The sequence below is a fragment of the Pseudomonas fluorescens genome (assembly GCF_012974785.1).
GTDB classification, from domain to species: Bacteria; Pseudomonadota; Gammaproteobacteria; order Pseudomonadales; family Pseudomonadaceae; genus Aquipseudomonas; species Aquipseudomonas fluorescens_BT.
This window is the reverse complement of the sequence record NZ_CP027561.1, coordinates 3,110,883-3,129,918: the sequence shown is the minus strand read 5'-3', so window position 1 is coordinate 3,129,918 and position 19,036 is coordinate 3,110,883. Positions and strand designations below refer to the sequence as shown.

Genomic DNA, 19,036 nt, shown 5'->3' with positions numbered 1-19,036 from the left:
CTGAAAGCCGCGATTACTGCGGCAGGGTCATGCCTGGAATGCTGTTGTCACAACTGAAGTAGCGTTCACCTCGACGGGCCAGTTCTGCCTGTAGTCGCTGGCAACGCTCGCGTTCCTGCTGTGCCATCCGGTCGATACTGAGGTTGCCGGTGGTTTCCGGTTGCTTGCCGTCGCCCAGACGGATCGTCACGAAGGGTTGTTCCGGCTGGAGCTGAAAACGGCTTTTTTCTTCGACCGGCTCGGTGTTCTCGGTGGGGGCCGGTTTCGGCAAATCATCGGAACTGACGCCGTAGCGGCTCAGAATCGAGCTGTGAGGCAGATCGGCCCAGGCGTTGGCCGACAGCAGCGCCAACCCGACGATACCGATATACCTCTTGAAACCTTTCACGTTTGAATCTCCTGTACTCATTGGCGGCTTGCCCATACATGACGAGTGCGCATGCGATGGCTTTAGTCCGCATTTCCTGTTGTTGCAGGGCTTTGAGTCAGGTAGTGGCCAATGAGTCACTTTTAATAGGGAGAGGGAAGGAATTCCCTCTCCACCATTACCCTCAAGCGATCACGATGCCATCGGCGCTGAGACTGCTCAGCGAAACCCCGACCAGCGTCACCGAGTCACCGCCGAACTTGAGCAGCGTATCCTGCCCCACCGCCGTGGCGTGGGCGCGGAAGTCATCGCCCGGCAACACGCCCTGCACGCCGAGGAACACCAGTTTGTCGTTGCCGGTGAATCCCACCACCCGGTCCTGACCGAACGCACCGCTGAACAGGAACGTATCCGCCCCGCCGCCCGACTCCATCAGGTCATTGCCGGCACCGCCGACGAATACGTCATTGCCCGCGCCGCCGATCAAGTGATCGTTGCCGTCCAGACCGAACAGCCAGTCACCGCCGGTGTGGGCCTTGAGGCTATCGGAGCCACTGGTGCCCTTGACGCTCGACTCGTACTGGGTGACGTTGTTGCCGACCTTCAGGCCATCGGCGGTCACGCTGTGGGTCACGTCGTCCTTGAACAGCCCCCAAAGGAAACCCGGCTCCTTGGTGACGATGCTGCCGATGTCGCGAGTAATGCTGATGCCGCCGTTGGCATCGCGGATGTACAGGTTGCCGGCGCCGTCGTTGGCGAAGTCGAAGGTATTGACTGACTTCTGCAACTCCAGGGTGTTGTTGCCCGAGCCGCCGAGCAGGATGTTGTAGCCCCCGCCATCGCGGAACGTATCGTTGCCGGCACGGCCCTCCAGATAATCGTTGCCGCTGCCGCCCTGGATCAGGTCATTGCCGTCGCTGCCGATGATGAAGGTACTGCCCTTGTGGGGCTCGGCGTTGCGGTTGAGGTCCTGCACCCAGGTGTTGGCCCGTGCCGGATCCGACAGGTTGGCGACGATGATCGTCGAGTCTCGACTGGTGAGGTCGTAGAACTTCGATTCGATCACACGGTTCATGCCGTCGCCGTAAGCGGTCGGCAGGTGCGAGATCCAGGTCGGAACGTTGACGATCGAGAACGGCAGCACGTTCCAAACGTTCGAGGCGTAGTGGTCGTTGAAGCTGACGATGTTGTCGGTCGCCGACACTTTCGACGCGTCGTGGACGCCCAGCGATGCCCCGGTGAACGTCGAGCCGTCGAGTGCACGGAACACAGGGTCGTTTTCATAGCCGACGTTGAGCACCTTGTCAGTGCTGCTCTGGGTCGGCGAGGCGTAGGCAATGTAGTTGGAGTCCTGGAAGAACCCGCCCCACTTGCTGCCGCTCAAGTCCGCCATGCTGTTGACGGCCAGTCCGCCGAGGCTGTGGCCGCTGACCAGCACGTCCTTGCCGGTGAGCCCGTTGGCCTTGGCGAAGGCCACCACGTTGTTCATCAGGTTGCCGAAGGCTTCGCCGACGTAGTTTTTGGCGTAATCCTTGGGGCCGAAAGCGGCGAGCAGGTCATTGATGGCGTCGGCGATGGAGTCGCCGATCAGGATTTCCCGCGGGCCGCTGGTGCCGCGAAACGCGATGCCGATTTCCGTGAGATGGCCCTGGGCGTCGTACTTGCCGAGGACTTCCACCTGGGCGCTGGTATAACCGGGTTTTTCGCCGAAGAAGGTTCCGCGAACGTCGGTCTTGCCGTCATAGCTCAGTTGCGAAGCGGTGATGGGTGTCCAACCGGCCTTTTTCACGGCGTCGAGGGCGAGTTTTTCCGAGTCGGGGTTCCACGGGACGCCGGGAATCACCCCTTGCGAATCGGTCCCGCCAATCAGCGCGCTGACCAGTGTGGCCGGCAGGCCGAGGCCGAAACCGTTGTGTTGGTAGCCAACCGCGAAACCGTTGTCGAGGTTGTGATAGGAGTACAGCGTGATGGCCATGGCGTCACTGAACAACGCCTTGGAATCCGCTGTGCTGAAGTTCTTGTAGTCATACACACCCATTGCTGTTGCCTCTCTCTTTGTTGGAATTATTCAGAGATAGCTCACAACCAGAACGCCCCTCCCGAGGCGTTCCGGAGCATTTCATTTACAACACTTGTGTCATGCAACCCCAATGGGAACCGTCGCAAGCCGCGGTGGCTCCCACACGGAATCAGGCGAACACGAAACTCGAATCCGACAGATTAGCCACACCCACCCCGATCAGGGTCACGGCATAGTCGCCAATCTTCAGCACGGTATCGGCGCCGGACTGCGCAGCATGTTGCTTGTAGTCGTAGCCCTGCCCTGCGCCCTGAACGCCCATGAACACCAGTTTGTCGCTGCCCTGGTAGCCATGGATCGAGTCAAAGCCGAACGCGCCGCTGAACAGGAAAGTGTTGCTGCCACCCACCGCATTCATCACGTCATTGCCGGCGCCGCCGACGAAGGTCACATGGGCCTTGTCGCTGAACAGGTGATCGTCGCCGCCCAGGCCGAACAGCCAGTCGCCGTCAGCGGTAGCCTTCAGCGTGTCGCCGAGTGCGCCGCCATTGAGCGAATGGTTGTACTGGGTCAGCTCGGCACCGTTGGCCAGGCCTTTGCCGGTGACGGTCCAGGTGATTTCCTTGCTGCTCCACATCGAACCGGACTCTTTGCTCACCAGCGCGCCGATGTCGCGGGTCATGCTGATGCCGCCGTAGGCGTCGCGCACGTACAGCGTGCCGTCGCCGTCGTTGGCAAAACTGAAGTTCTGCAACGGTTTCTGCAGGTCGAAGGTGTTGTGGCCCTGACCGCCCAACAGAATGTTGAAGCCCCCGTCATCGCGGAACAGGTCGTCGCCGGCGCGGCCTTCCAGGAAGTCGTTGCCCGCCCCGCCCTTGAGCCAGTCATTGCTGTCAGTGCCGATGATGAAGGTGCTGCCGGTGTGCGGCTCACCGCTGCGACCCAGATCCTCGACCCAGGTCTTGCCCCGGGACGAGACCTCCAGATTGGACACGATGATGGTCGAGTCCTGACTGGTGAGGTTGTAGAACCTGGAGTCGATCACCCGGTTCAGGCCGTCGGCGTAGCCCAGGGAACTGTGAGCCGACCAGTTCAACGGGTTGACGATACTGAACGGCACCAGGTTCTGCGCGGTGGACGCGTAGTTGTCGTTGAAGTTGACGATGTTGTCAGTGGTCGAGTCGTGCGGCTTGTCGTGTTTGCCCATCGACGCCGTGCTGAACGTGGTGCCGTCGAGCACACGGAACACCGGGTCATTCTCGAAGCCGATGTTCAGCACGTTGGTGCCGGTGCTGCTCTGGGTCGGCGAGGCGAAGGAAATGTAGTTGGCGTCCTTGAAGAAACCACCCCAGTCGCTCGCGCTCAGTTGCGCCACGCTGTTGACTCCGAGCCCGCCGAGGCTGTGGCCGCTGATCAGCACGTCCTTGGCGGCGATGCCATGGGCCGTGGCAAACGCCGCTACTGACTTGAGCAGGTTGTCGAAAGCATTCTTCGCGTAATTTTTGGCGTAATCCACCGGCCCGATGGCGGCCAGCAGATTGTTCTTCATGTCGCCGAAGGTGTCGCTGTAGCCCAGGCCGCCGGTGCCGCGAAAGGCCACGCCGATGCCGATCAGCTTGCCCGCGGCGTCGTACTTGCCGAGCACTTCGGCTTCGGCGCTGGTAAAGCCGTCCTTCTCGCCGAAGAACGTGCCCTTCGCATCGCTCTTGCCTTGATAACCCAGTGCCGTGGCGCCAAGTGGCGCCCACCCGGTGCCGGGCAAAGGCTGCCCGGTCGGTGTGTAGGAATACAGCGTCAGCGCGATGGCGTCGCTGTACAACGCTTTGCCATCGGCTTTCTTGTAATCAAACAATCCCATGTCGTGCTCTCTCTTCCTTTAAAAAGCGGCAGTTCTTTTCCGAACTGCCGCTACACCTTAGAACTGCCAGTCCAGCGTCAGGCCCACACCGTGGTCCTTCTCGTTCGAACCGATGAGTCCGTTGTAGTCCAGGTTGACCCGGACATCGCGATTGAGCGCCAGCCCGGCGCGTACGCCGACCACCGCTGCATCTCGATCCATCGACACACTTTGCACGGTGAACGCACTGTTGCCATTGACGAAGGCCAAGTGGCTGTCGGAATCCACGCTGCTCAGGTTGTGCTGCCAGCCCAGTGTCGCGCCCAGCTCCAGCTGATGTTTGTCCGACAGGGCAAACGTACGCTTGGCGCGAACGCCGAGGGTCGACAATACGGCGTCGCGGTTGTCTTCACCGCCCTTCAGTGCGGCGGCATCACCCTTTTCGGTAAAGCTGTCACTGTTCAGGTGCACGTAAGCCAGATTGGCGAACGGCTCCAGGTTCATCGGCTGCAGACCAAGATCGTAGGCGGCTTCTGTGAACAGTTGTGCGGTGGTCGCATCACGCTTGGTCTTCTGCTTGCCGCTGACGCCCGCGAATTGCAGGTCACGTTTGACGTCGATGCGATGCCAGCTGTAAGCCGCTCCGGCGGTCAGGCGCAGGGCGTCGATCTGATGCCCCAGGTACGTACCCAGGTGATAGCTGTCAATGGACGCCGACGAGTGCGTGCCGCCACCCATGTTCAAAGAACTGTCGCTATAACCGGTAACGAAACCCAGACGGGTATCTTCAGTAATCAGGCCATCGACACCGAGCAACAGTCCGCCAATGGAGCTGTTGGCGTTGGCATTTTCATGGCCGCCGTCGCTCTTGCCCCAGGCACCGAGCACCTTCATCCAGGCGTTGCTGCGATCATCAGTCGGCGCGCCGGCGTCGAACAGATCACGCTCGCGCAGGCGTTCGCCCACGGCATCGCGCAGGTAACGGCTGTCGTTGATCAGCAGAGTGCCAATGGCCGGGTGAATCTCGCCGGACAGTTGCTGGAAAGCGTCCTGCGCCACGGCGGCAGTCGGCGACAGCAGCAGGGTTTCGAACAGCGCATTGCCCGCGCCCAGACGTTCGGCGGCGGCACCGACGGCACGCTGATTCGGGGTCAGGCCGACGCTGGCGAACGAAGCACCGTTACGCCCGACATCCAGTTGCACACCGTTTGCCGAGTAATCGAGAGTGCCGCCAAGGAACGCATAGCTGGGCAGGACCTGACCGAAACGGCCCTGGATGCCACCCGCTGCCTGCAGGATGTTGAACTGGCTGCCGAGCAGGGATTTCACCTCGCCGGTGGTCAGCAAGGTCGGACTGTTTTCCAGTGACAGCGCAACGGTTGCGCCCTCGATGGTGGCAGTACCGCCGGCCACGACGCGGTCGCTGCTGGTCGGGGACACTTCCACCGCATAGGTCGAACCCGGTGCGAAGGTCACGTCACCGGCCACGTTCAAGGTCCCGATGGAATTGCCCGGCGCCACAGTGCCGCCGCTGTTGGCAGTCAGCGCGGCGATCCGGCCGTTACCGCCGAGGATGCCGCCGTCATTGACCGTCACCGCCGATTGCAGCGAGCCGTTGATCGCCAGTCGCCCCTGATTCACCAGCGTCGGACCGGTGTAGGTGTTGGCGCCGGTCATCACCAGGGTGCCAATTCCTTGCTTGGTCAGACCGCCATGGCCGGAAATGTCGTTGCGCCAGGTGTCGAGCCCGCAGGTGATGTCGTTACACACGCGTTCGGTGGGTTTGCCCGCATCGATGATCGCGCCGATTCCCGGCAGATCCGCCACGAACTGACCGGAGCCGTAGGCGCCCTGGATGCGGAACTCTTCGGGAATGTCCTGTTCAGTGACGAACATCGCCGGGCCGTCAATGGCCTTGCGCAGGTTGATCATGCCCCAGCCGTACAGGGCGTCGATGCCCGGTGCGCCGAGGTCGGTGGCGGTGGTACGCAATACGCTGGCAACCTGGTCCCCGGACATGTACGGGAAGCGCTCCATCAACACCGCCATGGAGCCGGCCACGTGTGGCGCGGCCATCGAGGTGCCGTTGTAGTTTTTGTAGCCGGTCGTCAGGTTGTCGGCGTTGGTGCCTTCGATGATCGAGCTGTAGATTTTCGTACCCGGTGCCGAGACGCAGAAACTGGCGGTGTAGCCGCAGCGCGAAGAGAACGTACTCATGATGTACGGGTTGGCGCTGGCCAGATCCGGGTTGTTCTGCAATGCGGCGACGGTGATCCAGTTCGGTGCGATGTCCGGCACGAAGTAACCGAGGCCGGCGATGGCGTCCGGGTTGTTCAGGTTGTAGTCGTTGCCGGCTGCGAAAATTGTCACGATTCCGCTGCGAGCGGCGGCGATCGCGCCGTCATACGCGCCACCGGGTTTGGTGCCGAGCAGCGTGCGGATCTCGTTGAACTGCAATTGCGCGTCGTTGACGGTGAAATGCGGATAAGCAGGGTCGCGGCCGCCGCGGTCGAATCGGTCAGTGATGCCGATACCCCAACTGTTGTTGATGATCCGTGCACCGCTGGCGACCAGGGCATCCCAACCGGCCTTGTACACCGCGCCGTCGTTGCCGCGCACAATGCCGTCTTCCGGCCCCGGGTCGCCGTTATCGGCACTGATGATCTGCGCCCCGAACGCTACGCCGTGCATTGGCCCGCCGTCACGGCTACCTGCGGCGATGCCACCAACGTGGGTGCCGTGGGCACCGAGCTTGCCGTCGGAACCGATCGAGGGCGAACCGTCATAACGGAACGCGTCCCCGGCTTTGACCGGGATGTACGGATCGGTGTATTCGCGGATACCGCTGGTGACCAGGGTGACGACTTTGTTGGTCCCGGAAAATTCCGGGTGCGCGGCATATACCGGCTGGTCGAAAATCCCCAGTTTCACGTTTTTGCCGGTGTAGCCGGCGGCGTAGGCGTAGTCCGCGCCGATCGCGCCCAGGCCCCAGTCCGCCTTGAACTCGGCGCTGCGCCAACTGGCCGGGTCCCCTGCCCGCCCGCTCTCCACGTAGGGCGCAGCCTGTGCGCTGCCCCAGGTGGCCATGGCGCAGAGCAAGGCGCAGTTGAGGGTTTTCAGGCGAAAGCAGCCACCCGATTGCGCGGGGGTGTTGTTATTTTTCATCCAGCGACCTTCCTTAGTGATGTTGCACAAAATCCGTCTATTGAAGTGATCGTCTGATCGTTCTCACGCGGGAGCATGGGAACGATCAGTCAGAACTGCCAGTTCAGGCTCAGGCCCACGCCGTGCTGTTTCTCGCGGCTGGCCAGTTGTCCGTTGTAATCCAGGTTCACCCGCACGTCGCGGCTCAGGGCCAGGCTGGCCTGTACGCCGACCAGCGCGGCGTCGCGCACCAGCGCTGAGCTTTCAACGCTGTAAGGCGCGCTGCCGCTGGCGAAACGCAAATGTTGTTCGGATTCGATGTCGCCAAGGCTGTGCTGCCAGCCGAGGCGACCGCTGAGATCGAGCTTTTGCGAGCCTGACAGGTTGATCGTCTTGATCGCCCTGACACCGAGGGTGCCGAGCACCGCATCGCGCTGGTCGCCATTGCTTTTCAGCGCGGCAGCGTCGCCTTTCTCGGTGAAACCGTCGCTGTCCAGGTGTACGTAGGCGAGATTGGCGAACGGCTCGAGAGCCAGCGGTTGCAGATTCAATCGATACGCCGCTTCGCCGAACACCTGAGTGGTGGCGGCGTCGACCTTGGCCTTCTGTTTGGCGCTCACGTCGCCGTATTGCAGGTCGCGCTTCACGTCCGCGCGATGCCAGCTGTAGACCATGCCGGTGCTCAGACGCCAGTCACCGATAGCGTGGCCGGCGTAGGCACCGAGGTGATAGCTGTCGACCTTGGCCGAAGAATGCGTGCCGGAGCCCATGCTCAACGAACTGTCGCTGTAACCGGTGACCAGACCGATGCGAGTCTGCTCGTCCAGCGCGCCGTCGACCCCTGCCAGCAGGCCGCCAATCGAGGTGCTGTAGCCGGCGGTGTCGTGTCGCGAATCGGTTGTCCCCCAGGCACCGAGGGCCTTGATCCAGCCATTGCTCTGCGAAGTGTTCGCGTCATGCAGGCGTTCACCCAGCGCATCGCGCAACTGGCGGCTGTCGTTGATCAGTACCGAACCGAGGGCCGGGTAGATTTCCCCGCTCAGTTGCTGGAACGCTTGCCGTGCATCGTGGGTGGTAGCCGACAGCAACAGGCTTTCGTAGACGGCATTGCCTGCGCCCATCCCCTCGACCGCGCTGGCCACAGCCCGCTGGTTCGGGGTCTGGCCGACACTGGCAAAAGATGTCGCGTTGCGTTCGACACTCAGCGTGATCCCGGTACCGGTGGACGCGAGGCTGCCACCGATAAACAGGTAGTCCGGCACCACAGCGCCGAACTGGCCCTGAATGCCACCGGCGGCTTGCAGAACGTCGTACTGATGACCGAGCAGGCTTTTCGCTTCGGCGGTACTGAGCAAGGTCGGGCTGTTTTCCAGAGACAGGCTGACCGTGGCACCGCTGATGGTCGCCGTGCCGCCGGCGACGATGCGGTCACTGGCCGTCGGTGACAATTCCACCGCATAAGTCGAACCTGGTGCGAAGGTCACGTCGCCGGCGACGTTCAAGGTGCCGATGGAATTGCCCGGTGCCACACGACTGCCGTTATTGGCGATCAACGCGCCAACCCGTCCGGAACCACCGAGGGTGCCGCTGTCATTGACTGTGACCGCAGAGGTCAGCGAGCCGTTAACGGTCAGCAGGCCGCCATTGACCGTGGTCGGACCGCGATAGGTGCTGTCACCGGTCAACAGCAGGCGGCCGGCGCCGGACTTGATCAGACTGCCCTGATACACCCGATTGGCGGCGGCCGCATCCCGGGCCGTGCCGATGGCGTAATCGGTTTGATCCTGCTGACTCGCACCCGCCGGAACACCGTTCTGCCAACCTTTGGCTTGCAGGGTTTGCTGCCACGCACTGTGTTCGGCGAGGTCTTCGCGCTGACGCTGGATCAGGGCCTTGTCGGAAATGTCATTGCTCCACACATCGCTCTGCCCGGCCGCCAGACGCGCCTCGAACGCGCCAAGCAATTGCCCCGGCCCGCCCATCGCCCGTTTCAGGTTGGCCACGCCCCAGCCGACTCGTTCGGTCGGTGCATCAGTCACCGATCCATCCAGTTGGGTGGCGGTGGTCAGCAGCACTTCCAGCGCCTGCTGATTGCTCATGTACGGGTAGCGCTCCATCACCAGCGCCAGGGCCCCGGTGGCGTGGGGCGCGGCCATCGATGTACCGGACTTGATCGCGTAGCCACCGTCGGGAATGGTGCTGTCGATCTTCGCGCCCGGTGTGGTGATGCACCAGTATTTGGCGAGGCCGCACTGGTTGTATTTTTGCTGATTGCTCTGGTCCAGCCCCGATACCGCCAGCCAGTGGCCTTCCAGGTCCGGCTGAAAATACGGCAGCGCCGAACGCACGCTGGCGTTGGGATAACCGCTGTTACCGGCGCTGAACACATTGATCACGCCGCGGCGCGAAACATCGGCGGCGGCATCGAGCCAGGTACCCTTGTTCCAGTGCTGGGCGTAAGCGGCATGCAGATCTGCAAGGGTTCGATAACTGACATCCGGTGGCTGACTGCCCCAGCTGTTGTTGATGGCCCGCACGCCGGCATCGGCCAGGGCGTCGTACGCTGCTTTGAAGTAGCGCGGATCGGGGTTGGGGCCGAACAGGAAACTGTCGTTCTTGTTGGTGTTGCCAACATAGATCTGCGCATTGAACGCCACGCCGTGCATGCCAATGCCATCACGCGAGGCACCCATGGTGCCGACCACATGGGTGCCGTGGGAGTCATTGTTCGGATTGAGTGTGCCGTTGACGCTGAACAGCGAGCCATCGACATAGCTGCCGCGGCTCAACACCGGGTGATATCGGTCGCCGGCGAACTCGGGATGGGCGGCGTCGAAACCCGAATCCAGCGCACCGACCTTCACGCCTTTGCCGGTAATACCGGCGGCGTAGGCCTGATCGGCCTGCATCCGGCCCAGGCCCCAGTCGCGCAGGAACTCGGCGGATCGCCAACTGGCGGCGTCGCCGGGCTTGCCAGACTCAAGGTACTGCGCCTGTGCCTGGCTGACAGAAATTGCGAGCAACAGCGTGCCGACCGATGCCGGCTTGAAGCGTACGTCCATGTTCACCACTCGTTTTTGTTGTTTTGTGTAAAAGTTACGGCGTTATTGCGTCCGTGGGCCCTGCCCGAATGCTTCGTCCACCCGCGCCAGATCCTGCTCGCTCAAGGTGCCCGCGTAGTAATGCAGCTTGGTCCAGGCCATCAGGTAGTCGTAGCGTGCCTGGGCCAGATCGCGGCGGGTGGTAAATAGTTGTTGTTCGGCGTTCAGGGCGTCCAGATTGGTCCGCTCGCCGCCCAGAATGCTTTGTTTGGTCGAGACCACCAGTGCTTCGGCCGACGCAAGCGCCTTCTGATAGGCACGCAGCTTGTTGACGCCGGACAGGCAGGCACTGAACTGACGGCGCAGTTCGATGAGCGTCTCGCGGGTCTTGCCATCCAGTTCGTATTCGGCCTGTTCCATATTGCGACTGGCCTGACGGGTCGAGGCCGACACACCGCCACCGGCGTACAACGGCACGCTGACTTCGAAACCGATTGTGTTGGTCTCGTAGCGCTGGTTGTAGGTGTTGCCGCTTTCCGACTCGTTCTGGCGCATCGCGGCGTAGGCATTCACTTTCGGCAGATGCCCTGCACGATTGCGTTCGACCTCGTAACGGGCCACTTCCACGGCCTGGCGTTGCGACGCCAGATTCGGGTTGTTGCTGATCGCCAGTTCATGCCAGGTGTCGTAGTTGGCCGGCATCAGGGCGAACGTCTGGAAGTTCTGATCCAGGGGCGCCAGGTCAGTGATGTCCACCGCCGGTACGCCCACCAGTGCGCCGAGCTCGCGCAAGGCCGCATCCTGTTCGTTACGCGCCTCGATCTCTTCGGCGGTCGCCAGCTCATAGCGGGATTCGGCTTCGAGAATGTCGGTTCGCGTGCCCTCACCCTGCTTGAACATGTGCTCGTTCTGCTGGAACTGCTGCTCGTAGGCCTTTTTCTTGGCTTGGGCGATGTCGATCTGATCCTGGGCGAACAGGGCCTTGGTGTAGTTGTCCAGGACGCGAACCAGCAGCTCCTGACTCTTGCCGCGAAAGTTCTCGTCGGCAAACAGCGACTGCGCCACGCCTTTGCGATAGGCCGCGTAGGCTTCGTAGTCGAGCAATGGCTGCTGCAGCGTCAGGGTCGAGCCGTAACTGTTGTAGTTGCGCTCCTCGGTACGGTTTCGGGCACGCTCGTCGAGGGACGTGGCCTTCGATGTGTTGTGGCCCTTGTTGTAGTTGTAACCCAGTTTTGGCAACAACCCGGCGCGGCCAATGGCCCGATTTTCAAGGCCTGCATCACGTTCCTTGATCGCGCCGAGAAACACCGGGTCGTTGCGTAAGGCCTGCTCGTAGATTTCGAACGGCCCCATGGCTGCCACTGCACTGTTGCCCGCGAGCAGCGCGAACGCTGCCGCCAGCATGGAAAGCTTATTCATACAGCCGAACATCCTTATTCTTCAGTCAATGCGGAGCCGGCCCGGTCGAGCAACGGTTTGAACAGATAGTTGAGGAGTGAACGTTCGCCCGTGCGCACGAACATTTCCGCCGGCATGCCCGGCTTGATGACCAGGCCATTGAGCTTCTCCATGGCCTGATCGCTGACGCTGCTGCGCAACACGTAATACGGCGCGCCGGTTTTCTCATCGACCATCTGGTCGGCGGAAATCAGGCTGACTTCGCCGGGAACCCGCGGCGTCTTGCTCTGGTTGAACGCGGTGAAGAGGATGTCCACCGGCAGGTGCGTCCCGACCTTGTCGATCAGGTTGATCGGCAAGTGCCCTTCCACTTCCAGACGGGTGCCTTGCGGGACGATTTCCAGCAGGGTTTCGCCCTGACGCACCACGGCGCCTTCGGTGTGCACGCCAAGATTGACGGCGATGCCGTCCGAGGTGGCGAGGATTTCGCTGTGTTGCAGGTCGAATCCGGCGGAGGTCAGTTGCTCGGACAGGGTGACGCTTTTCAGTTGCGCATCCGCCAGCTGGCTGCGGACTTCTTTCTGGTATTCCTCGCCGTGCTGTTGCAGTTTCAGGCGCGACTCGAGAATGCCCTGCTCCACGCGGCCGCTTTCGCCGGTGTTCTCCGCCAGTTGCTGCTGCACCTGCGACAGCTGACGCTGGTATTCCATCAAACGGTTGCGCGGGATGTAGCCGTTGTCCGCCAGCGGTTGCAGGTTGCTCAACTGCTGTTGCAGGGAAGAGGCCTGGGCATTGAGATCGGTACGGGCGCGGCGCATGCCGGCCAGTTGAGACGTGGCGCCTTCGATGCTGGCGCGCAATGCAGCCTGCTCGCGGGAGAACGCTTCACGGCGGCTGCTGAACAGTTGTCGCTGGCCCTCCAGCACCAGGGCCAGACGCGGGTCGGCGTTGTCGCTCAGCTCTGGCGGAAACGTCACCTGCTTGAGGTTGTCGCGCTCGGCCTGCCAGCGTGCCAGGCTGGCCCAGGCCATGCGGTACTGGGCCTGCAGCGATTGCACGTCGGCGGCAACCTGCGTCTGGTCGAGGCGGAACAAGGGCTGGCCCTGCTTCACAATCTCGCCTTCGCGGACCAGGATCCGGCTGACCACACCGCTGCTCATCGACTGCACGGCCTTGCGTTTACCGGATACCACCACCGTGCCTTGCACCGGAATCCCCTGATCCAGCGGCGCCAGTGCCGCCCAGGCAAAGAAACTGCCGGCCCCGGCCAGCGCCAGAATCCAGCCCATCCGGGCGAAGAACTTTGCGTCGCGCTCCGGGCGTTCGGTGATGTAGGCGTGTTCCATGTTCGCTTCGTTTTCTGTGTTCATGCTCGCGCTGCTCATACACCCGAGTTCCTTGTCGAGGGCTGGTACTGCCGGCTCATGCTGAGTCCGCCCGGTGCCTGCGCGTTTTTTTCTGTTTGTTGTGGCTGTTGTGGCGGGTTGCCGGACAGCGCCTTGAGTACGTCATGGCTCGGACCGAAGGCTTGCAGACGGCCCTCGTTGAGCACCAGCAGCTTGTCGGCCTGGGCCAGCACCGAAGACCGGTGCGTCACCAGCACCACCGTGGTGCCCTGGGCCTTGAGTTGCACGATGGCACTGGACAATGCCGCTTCGCCGACGGTGTCGAGGTTGGAGTTCGGCTCATCCAGCACCACCAGACTTGGCGTGCCGTAAATCGCACGCGCCAGTGCCACACGCTGTTTCTGGCCACCGGACAGACCGCTGCCGTCCTCGCCCAGTTGCGTGTCGTAGCCTTGCGGCATGCGCAGGATCATTTCGTGGACCCCGGCCTGTTGTGCGGCGGCCACGACTTTCTGCGGATCGGTTTCGCTGAAGCGCGCAATGTTCTCGGCGATGGTGCCGCTGAACAGTTCGATATCCTGCGGCAGGTAGCCGATATACGGACCGAGTTGGTCGCGGTTCCAGCGATGGATGTCGGCACCGTCCAGGCGCACTGTCCCGCCAAGGGTCGGCCATACACCGACCAGCACCCGCGCCAGCGTCGACTTGCCGGAGCCGGAGGCACCCAGCACGCCCAGCACTTCACCGGCCGCCAGATTGAAATTGATCATGTGCAAGGTCGCGGCACGTTGCCCGGGCGGGCCGGCACTGACCTGTTCAAAGGTGATCTGGCCTTTCGGCGCCGGCAGTGCCATGGCGTCGTCGCTCGGCGGAAATGCCTGCAACAGGGAATCGAGACGGCGGTAGGCCAGCTTCGCCCCGCTCCACTGTTTCCACACGGCGATCAATTGGTCGATCGGGCTGAGCACCCGGCCCATGAGAATGGAGCCGGCGATCATCATCCCGGCGGTCATGTCGCCCTTGATCACCAGCAAGGCACCCAGGCCCAGCACCAGCGATTGCAGGCACAGACGCAAGGTCTTGCTCAGGGAGCTGATGACCGCGCCGGTGTCACTGGCCTGGTTTTGCAGGCCGAGAAAGCGCGAATGCACCTGGAACCAGCGCTTGCGCAAGGAACCGAGCATGCCCATCGCCTGAATGGTTTCGGCGTTGTGCAGATGGCTGGTGGCCAACTGGCTGGACTTCTGCGAGAAACCGGCGGCTTCGCCCAGCGGCTTTTTGGTCATGTATTCGTTGAGGCACGCCAGGGCGATCAGCAGCAGCGCGCCGGCGGTGGCCAGCACACCGAGCCAGACGTTGAACAGATAAATCACGAACAGATAGACCGGGAACCACGGCGCATCGAAGAAAGCGAACAGCGCCGGCCCGGTGACGAACTGGCGAATGTGGGTCAGGTCGCCGAGGGACTGACCAGCGTTGCCTTCCCCCTTGAACAGGTTGCGCTCGAACGCGGCCTGATAGACCCGCAGGTTGAAGCGGCGCTCCAGCTGGCTGCCGATGCGGATCACGATGAAGCTGCGCACCACCTCCAGCAGGCCGATGAACGCGAAGAACCCCACGACCATCAGAGACAACATCGCCAGGGTGGTTTCGTTTTGCGAAGACAGCACTCGGTCATAGACCTGGAGCATATATATCGAGGGCACCAGCATCAGCACGTTGATCAGTGCGGTAAAGCATCCGACGCTGATCAGAATGCTTTTATAGTCACCCAGTGCCTTGAATAAGGGTGCGGTGGCTGGGGCCTTCGCCATCTTCATTGATTATTCCTGAAATGATATTCCCCGCCGTACTTGGCGAGTCTTCTATTAATTAGCCCGCGCTCGGAGCGGGACATACACCGACAGCATCCGCTTACACTTCAACAACAACTTTCGCGACCAAGTACCACGGCAGAGTTATTGAAGGCAGGCTTATAACTGTAACGAGGTGCCTTATATTTAAACTGCGTGCCGGTTCCGATAATCAAGGCTGCTTTGCAACTCGCTCCAGGGTAATCACCAGACCCGACTTCAAAGCACTCAGATAAAGCCCGTCACGTTGTCGGCTGAAAAACTGGATTCTTGAGCCCTCTTTACCGGTGATGGAGAGCCCGTCGGGATCGGGAAACCAGCCGATGGCACTGTCTTGCAGCCACGCGCTCAGACAATCGGCGCCCTTGCCCAGGGTCTGATTGGCCTCAAGGTCGACCTGGCAGGTGTTCGACGGTTTGTCCTGCATCGCTAGCGCTTCGGGGGTGTCACTGCGGGCGCTCAGTGTCGCCTGCCACGGCCCGGCAAATACCGATGGGTCTTCGAGTCTCAGGCTGCTTGCCATGGTTGTTTCTCCAGAAATCATCATCAGCATCGGCAACAGGTGCGCCGCCGCATTGCGGGTAAAAGCGAATTGGATCATAGGAAATTTCACTCCGGCACGTAGCCTTGCTTACCGGCCAAGACGATGCAAGCAAAGAAAGCGGCGCATGCGCGCCGCTTTCCCGGCTCACATCAAGCCACGATGTCGCTGATCGCTGCCTGGCCAACGGTGCTGACCTGGAAGTCCGCCACGCCGTGCCCGGAGAAATCCACCGACAACAGGCTGTTGCCGCCCGAGGAAGTCAGGATGGCATCGCCCGCCGCGCCGGTGAAGGCGCTGACGAAGTGCAGGCCCGAACCATTGGTGATCGCGCTCAGGTCGATTTTGTCCAGACCGCTGACAAAATCGAGGATCTGATCGATCGCACCCGGCTTGGAATCGGAACTGGCCGCGAACAGGAAAGTGTCCGAACCCGAACCGCCCCACAGCTTGTCGGCACCGCCGCCGCCCCAGATGATGTCGTTGCCGGCACCGCCCTTGAGCTCGTTCGCGGCACTGTTGCCGATGATCAGGTCGTTGCCCGAACCGCCGATGGCGTTCTCGATGGTGACGCCCTTGGCGATGGAGACGTTGCCCACCAGGCCGCCAACGTCGGAGAACGAGGCTTCATTGAGGTTGATCTTCTGGTTCTGGGTGAAACCCGAGAAGTCGAAGGTGTCCTTGCCGCCCGCATCCCACACCGAGAACACCAGCTTGTCCGTCGACGAAGTCGCGCTGAGGAAGTCGCGGCCGGCGTTGGAGTTGAAGCCGTAGGTGGTGTCACCGGTACGGGTGGTCAGGTTGGCGCCGTAAAGCTTCTGGATCGCTGCGATGTCATCCATCAGCGGGCCGGAGGCATAGGCTTCGACGCCGCCCTTGCTGAAGTTCTGGCTGGTGTTGCTTTCACTCCAGTAACTCATGAGGCTGTAGCCGCGGGTGTCTTGCCCGTAGGAAGCGTCATTGTAGGTCGGGTTGCCCGTGCCGGCGTTGTAGTCGCCCGGGTGGGACAGGCCCAGGGTGTGGCCGATTTCGTGGGTCAGCGTCTGACGCCCGTAGTTGTTCACACCTGGAGTTTTGTTGACGTCGTATCCACTGCCGGTCAGGTACCAGGACTGACCGTCATAGCCTGGCTCGGTGCCTGGCAGGAACGCGAATGCCGCTGCGCCTTCCTGACCGCCGCTGTAGTTGCCGAAGGTCATGTGGCCGTCGCCACCTCTGGCCGCTTCGGTAAACGTCACGTTGGCGACATCGGCCCAGGATTGCATGGCGAGCACCGCCTGGGCTTTTTGCAGGGAACTGAACTGACTGAAACCGGTAACGCCCAGGCCACCGAAGTTGGCGGTCTTGGAGGTCAGAAAGGTGTAAGTCAGTTCGATCTTGCCGCTACCGTCGAGGTCGTGCCAGGAGGCACCATCTCGCAGCAGTTGGGTGGCGGCTTGATCCACCGAGAAGGAGGGTTTGCCATTGACCGTGAGGTTGCCGCCACGATCGTACTGATGGCTGAAGCTATTGATCTGGTTATACGCCGAGCTTGGCGCAGCCAGGGGGGCCGCGTTCAGCTGGAAAGCCTGTTCGGCGGTATCAATAGCATTCGCTTTTACTTTCGACATAAACACACTTCCTTGTTTAGCAATGGAACAGTTTTTGTCCGATAGCGACAACCTCTGGCGAGATTGTCCTATCACTCGCCCAATGAAGGCATCAGAAACCTGACACAATTTGAAATCTGTCGTCTAGCGTTTTTTCGAGATCAAATTGAAGTCTTCCGGAAAAGTCCCGTAAACAAAGCGCGTGCCGCTGGAAGAATGTTGCAAGTGTGGTGAGTTTGCCTAATTGTCTGACGATTTCTTATTTAAATATTAAATATCGGTAAGTTGCTTTTTTGTTGGATACGTCTCACTTTCCCGCACTTTATTAGTGCGGTGCCAGCGAAGTGATATCAACCAATTAAATAGACGTTGCCAGCTATCGGAGCGGGATAACCCGCTCCGACAGATTGTCAGCTGCCGGTGCGGATCTTGTTCCACACCCGCGTGCGGATCCGGTCAATGTTCAGCGGCATGGCTTCCAGCGCAAACAGCTTGCCCATCATTTCCGGGCTGGGATAAACCTTGGTGTCGTTCTTTATGGCCGGGTCGATCAGGCTGTCGGCCTGTTCATTGCCGTTGGCGTAATGTACGTAGTTGCTGATGCCGGCCATGACGTCGGGCTGCAGCAGGTAATTCATGAAGGCGTACCCCGCCTTGGCATCCGGGGCATCGGCGGGCATGGCGACCATGTCGAACCAGATCGCGGCGCCCTCCCTGGGGATCGCATAGCCAATGTCGACGCCATTCTTCGCTTCTTTGGCGCGGTTCTCCGCTTGCAGGATGTCGCCGGAGAAGCCGACCGCCACACAGATATCGCCATTGGCCAGATCGCTGGTGTACTTCGAGGAATGGAAGTAACTGACATACGGCCGCACTTTCATCAGCAGTGCTTCGGCTTTCTTGTAGTCTTCGGGATTCTTGCTGTGGTGCGGCAATCCCAGGTAATTCAGCGCAGCCGGCAGCAATTCCGGGCCATTGTCGAGGATCGCCACGCCGCACTTCTGCAGTTTCTGCATGTTCTCGGGCTTGAAGATCAGGTCCCAGGAATCCACGGGCGCGTTATCGCCCAGTACGGCCTTGACCTTGGCGATGTTGTAACCGATGCCAGTACTGCCCCACAGATAGGGGAAGCCGTGTTCATTGCCCGGATCGTTGGTCTGCAAGGCCTTGAGCAATACCGGATTGAGGTTTTTCCAGTTCGGCAACTGGCTCTTGTCCAGTTTCATCAGCGCCCCGCCCTGAATCTGCCGCGCCATGAAGTGGTTGGACGGAAACACCACGTCATAACCGGATTTACCGGTCATCAGCTTGCCGTCGAGGGTTTCGTTGCTGTCGTAGACGTCATAGGTGACGCCAATGCCGCTGGCCTTTTCGAAGTTCTTGGCGGTGTCCGGTGCGATGTAATCGGACCAGTTATAAACCTTGACCGTATCCGCGGCCTGAGCGAGGGACACGGCGAGCATCAAGGGGGCGAGAGCGAGGGTCTTTCGGATCATGGATCGATTCCTGTATTGGCTGTTGTTGTTGGCAGGCAATCAAAAGGATCAAAGCGTCAGAAAATCAGGACATAGGTCTTGCGCACGGTCTCCTGGATGTCCCAGATCCCGAGCGTGTTGGCTGGCAACATCAGTGCGTCGCCACCTTGTATGTGCAGGGTTTCGCTGCCGTCGTCCGGGGTGAACTTGCAGCGACCGGAAATGAAATGGCAGAACTCCTGGGCGGTGATCTGCCGCCGCCAGCGTCCGGGCGTACATTCCCAGACGCCGGTTTCGACGCCGTCGTCGCGCTCGACGCTGGTGGTCGATGCCACCGCGACCGGAGTGCCGAGCGGCACGGCCACCGGATTGGACTCGTCCAGTTGCAACATGGGGGTGTTCTTGAATTGGGTGATGCTCATGGC

The 19,036-nt window shown here is 61.2% G+C and carries 12 protein-coding genes; all 12 read right to left on the bottom strand.

All coding sequences use genetic code 11. The features are described from left to right. Positions 1 to 13: 13 nt before the first annotated feature. Positions 14 to 388: a hypothetical protein gene (locus tag C6Y56_RS13965; protein ID WP_169430383.1), complete on the bottom strand. Its 375-nt coding sequence runs from the start codon at positions 386 to 388 to the stop codon at positions 14 to 16. Positions 389 to 551: 163 nt separating this feature from the next. Continuing rightward, complete coding sequence (locus C6Y56_RS13960; protein ID WP_169430382.1) at positions 552 to 2,405, bottom strand: polyurethane esterase; 1,854 nt, start codon at positions 2,403 to 2,405, stop codon at positions 552 to 554. A 151-nt stretch (positions 2,406 to 2,556) separates the two neighbouring features. Continuing rightward, positions 2,557 to 4,245 carry a polyurethane esterase gene (locus tag C6Y56_RS13955; protein WP_169430381.1) on the bottom strand — a complete coding sequence of 563 codons (1,689 nt, stop codon included), beginning with the start codon at positions 4,243 to 4,245 and terminating at the stop codon, positions 2,557 to 2,559. A gap of 57 nt (positions 4,246 to 4,302) precedes the next feature. Further along, the gene (locus C6Y56_RS13950) at positions 4,303 to 7,389 is read right to left on the bottom strand and encodes an autotransporter serine protease (protein WP_169430380.1); all 3,087 of its coding nucleotides are present in this window, start codon (positions 7,387 to 7,389) and stop codon (positions 4,303 to 4,305) included. Between the two features lie 89 nt (positions 7,390 to 7,478). Continuing rightward, the gene (locus tag C6Y56_RS13945) at positions 7,479 to 10,430 is read right to left on the bottom strand and encodes an autotransporter serine protease (protein WP_169430379.1); all 2,952 of its coding nucleotides are present in this window, start codon (positions 10,428 to 10,430) and stop codon (positions 7,479 to 7,481) included. 42 nt (positions 10,431 to 10,472) lie between these two features. Next, positions 10,473 to 11,840, bottom strand: coding sequence for a TolC family outer membrane protein (locus C6Y56_RS13940; protein ID WP_169430378.1), 1,368 nt, complete (start codon positions 11,838 to 11,840; stop codon positions 10,473 to 10,475). Positions 11,841 to 11,842: 2 nt separating this feature from the next. After that, positions 11,843 to 13,192 (bottom strand): HlyD family type I secretion periplasmic adaptor subunit, encoded by a 1,350-nt coding sequence (locus C6Y56_RS13935; protein WP_169430377.1) that lies wholly within the window; start codon positions 13,190 to 13,192, stop codon positions 11,843 to 11,845. Continuing rightward, positions 13,189 to 14,973 (bottom strand): type I secretion system permease/ATPase, encoded by a 1,785-nt coding sequence (locus C6Y56_RS13930; RefSeq protein ID WP_169430376.1) that lies wholly within the window; start codon positions 14,971 to 14,973, stop codon positions 13,189 to 13,191. The genes C6Y56_RS13935 and C6Y56_RS13930 overlap by 4 nt, the downstream gene beginning before the upstream one ends. Before the next feature lie 205 nt (positions 14,974 to 15,178). After that, the gene (locus C6Y56_RS13925; protein WP_169430375.1) at positions 15,179 to 15,607 is read right to left on the bottom strand and encodes an AprI/Inh family metalloprotease inhibitor; all 429 of its coding nucleotides are present in this window, start codon (positions 15,605 to 15,607) and stop codon (positions 15,179 to 15,181) included. Positions 15,608 to 15,699: 92 nt separating this feature from the next. Continuing rightward, positions 15,700 to 17,157 carry a serralysin family metalloprotease gene (locus tag C6Y56_RS13920; protein ID WP_169430374.1) on the bottom strand — a complete coding sequence of 486 codons (1,458 nt, stop codon included), beginning with the start codon at positions 17,155 to 17,157 and terminating at the stop codon, positions 15,700 to 15,702. Positions 17,158 to 17,546: 389 nt separating this feature from the next. Then, positions 17,547 to 18,632, bottom strand: a complete 1,086-nt coding sequence (locus C6Y56_RS13915) for a polyamine ABC transporter substrate-binding protein (protein ID WP_169430373.1) — start codon at positions 18,630 to 18,632, stop codon at positions 17,547 to 17,549. A gap of 56 nt (positions 18,633 to 18,688) precedes the next feature. Beyond that, complete coding sequence (locus C6Y56_RS13910; RefSeq protein ID WP_169430372.1) at positions 18,689 to 19,033, bottom strand: cupin domain-containing protein; 345 nt, start codon at positions 19,031 to 19,033, stop codon at positions 18,689 to 18,691. Positions 19,034 to 19,036 lie beyond the last annotated feature (3 nt).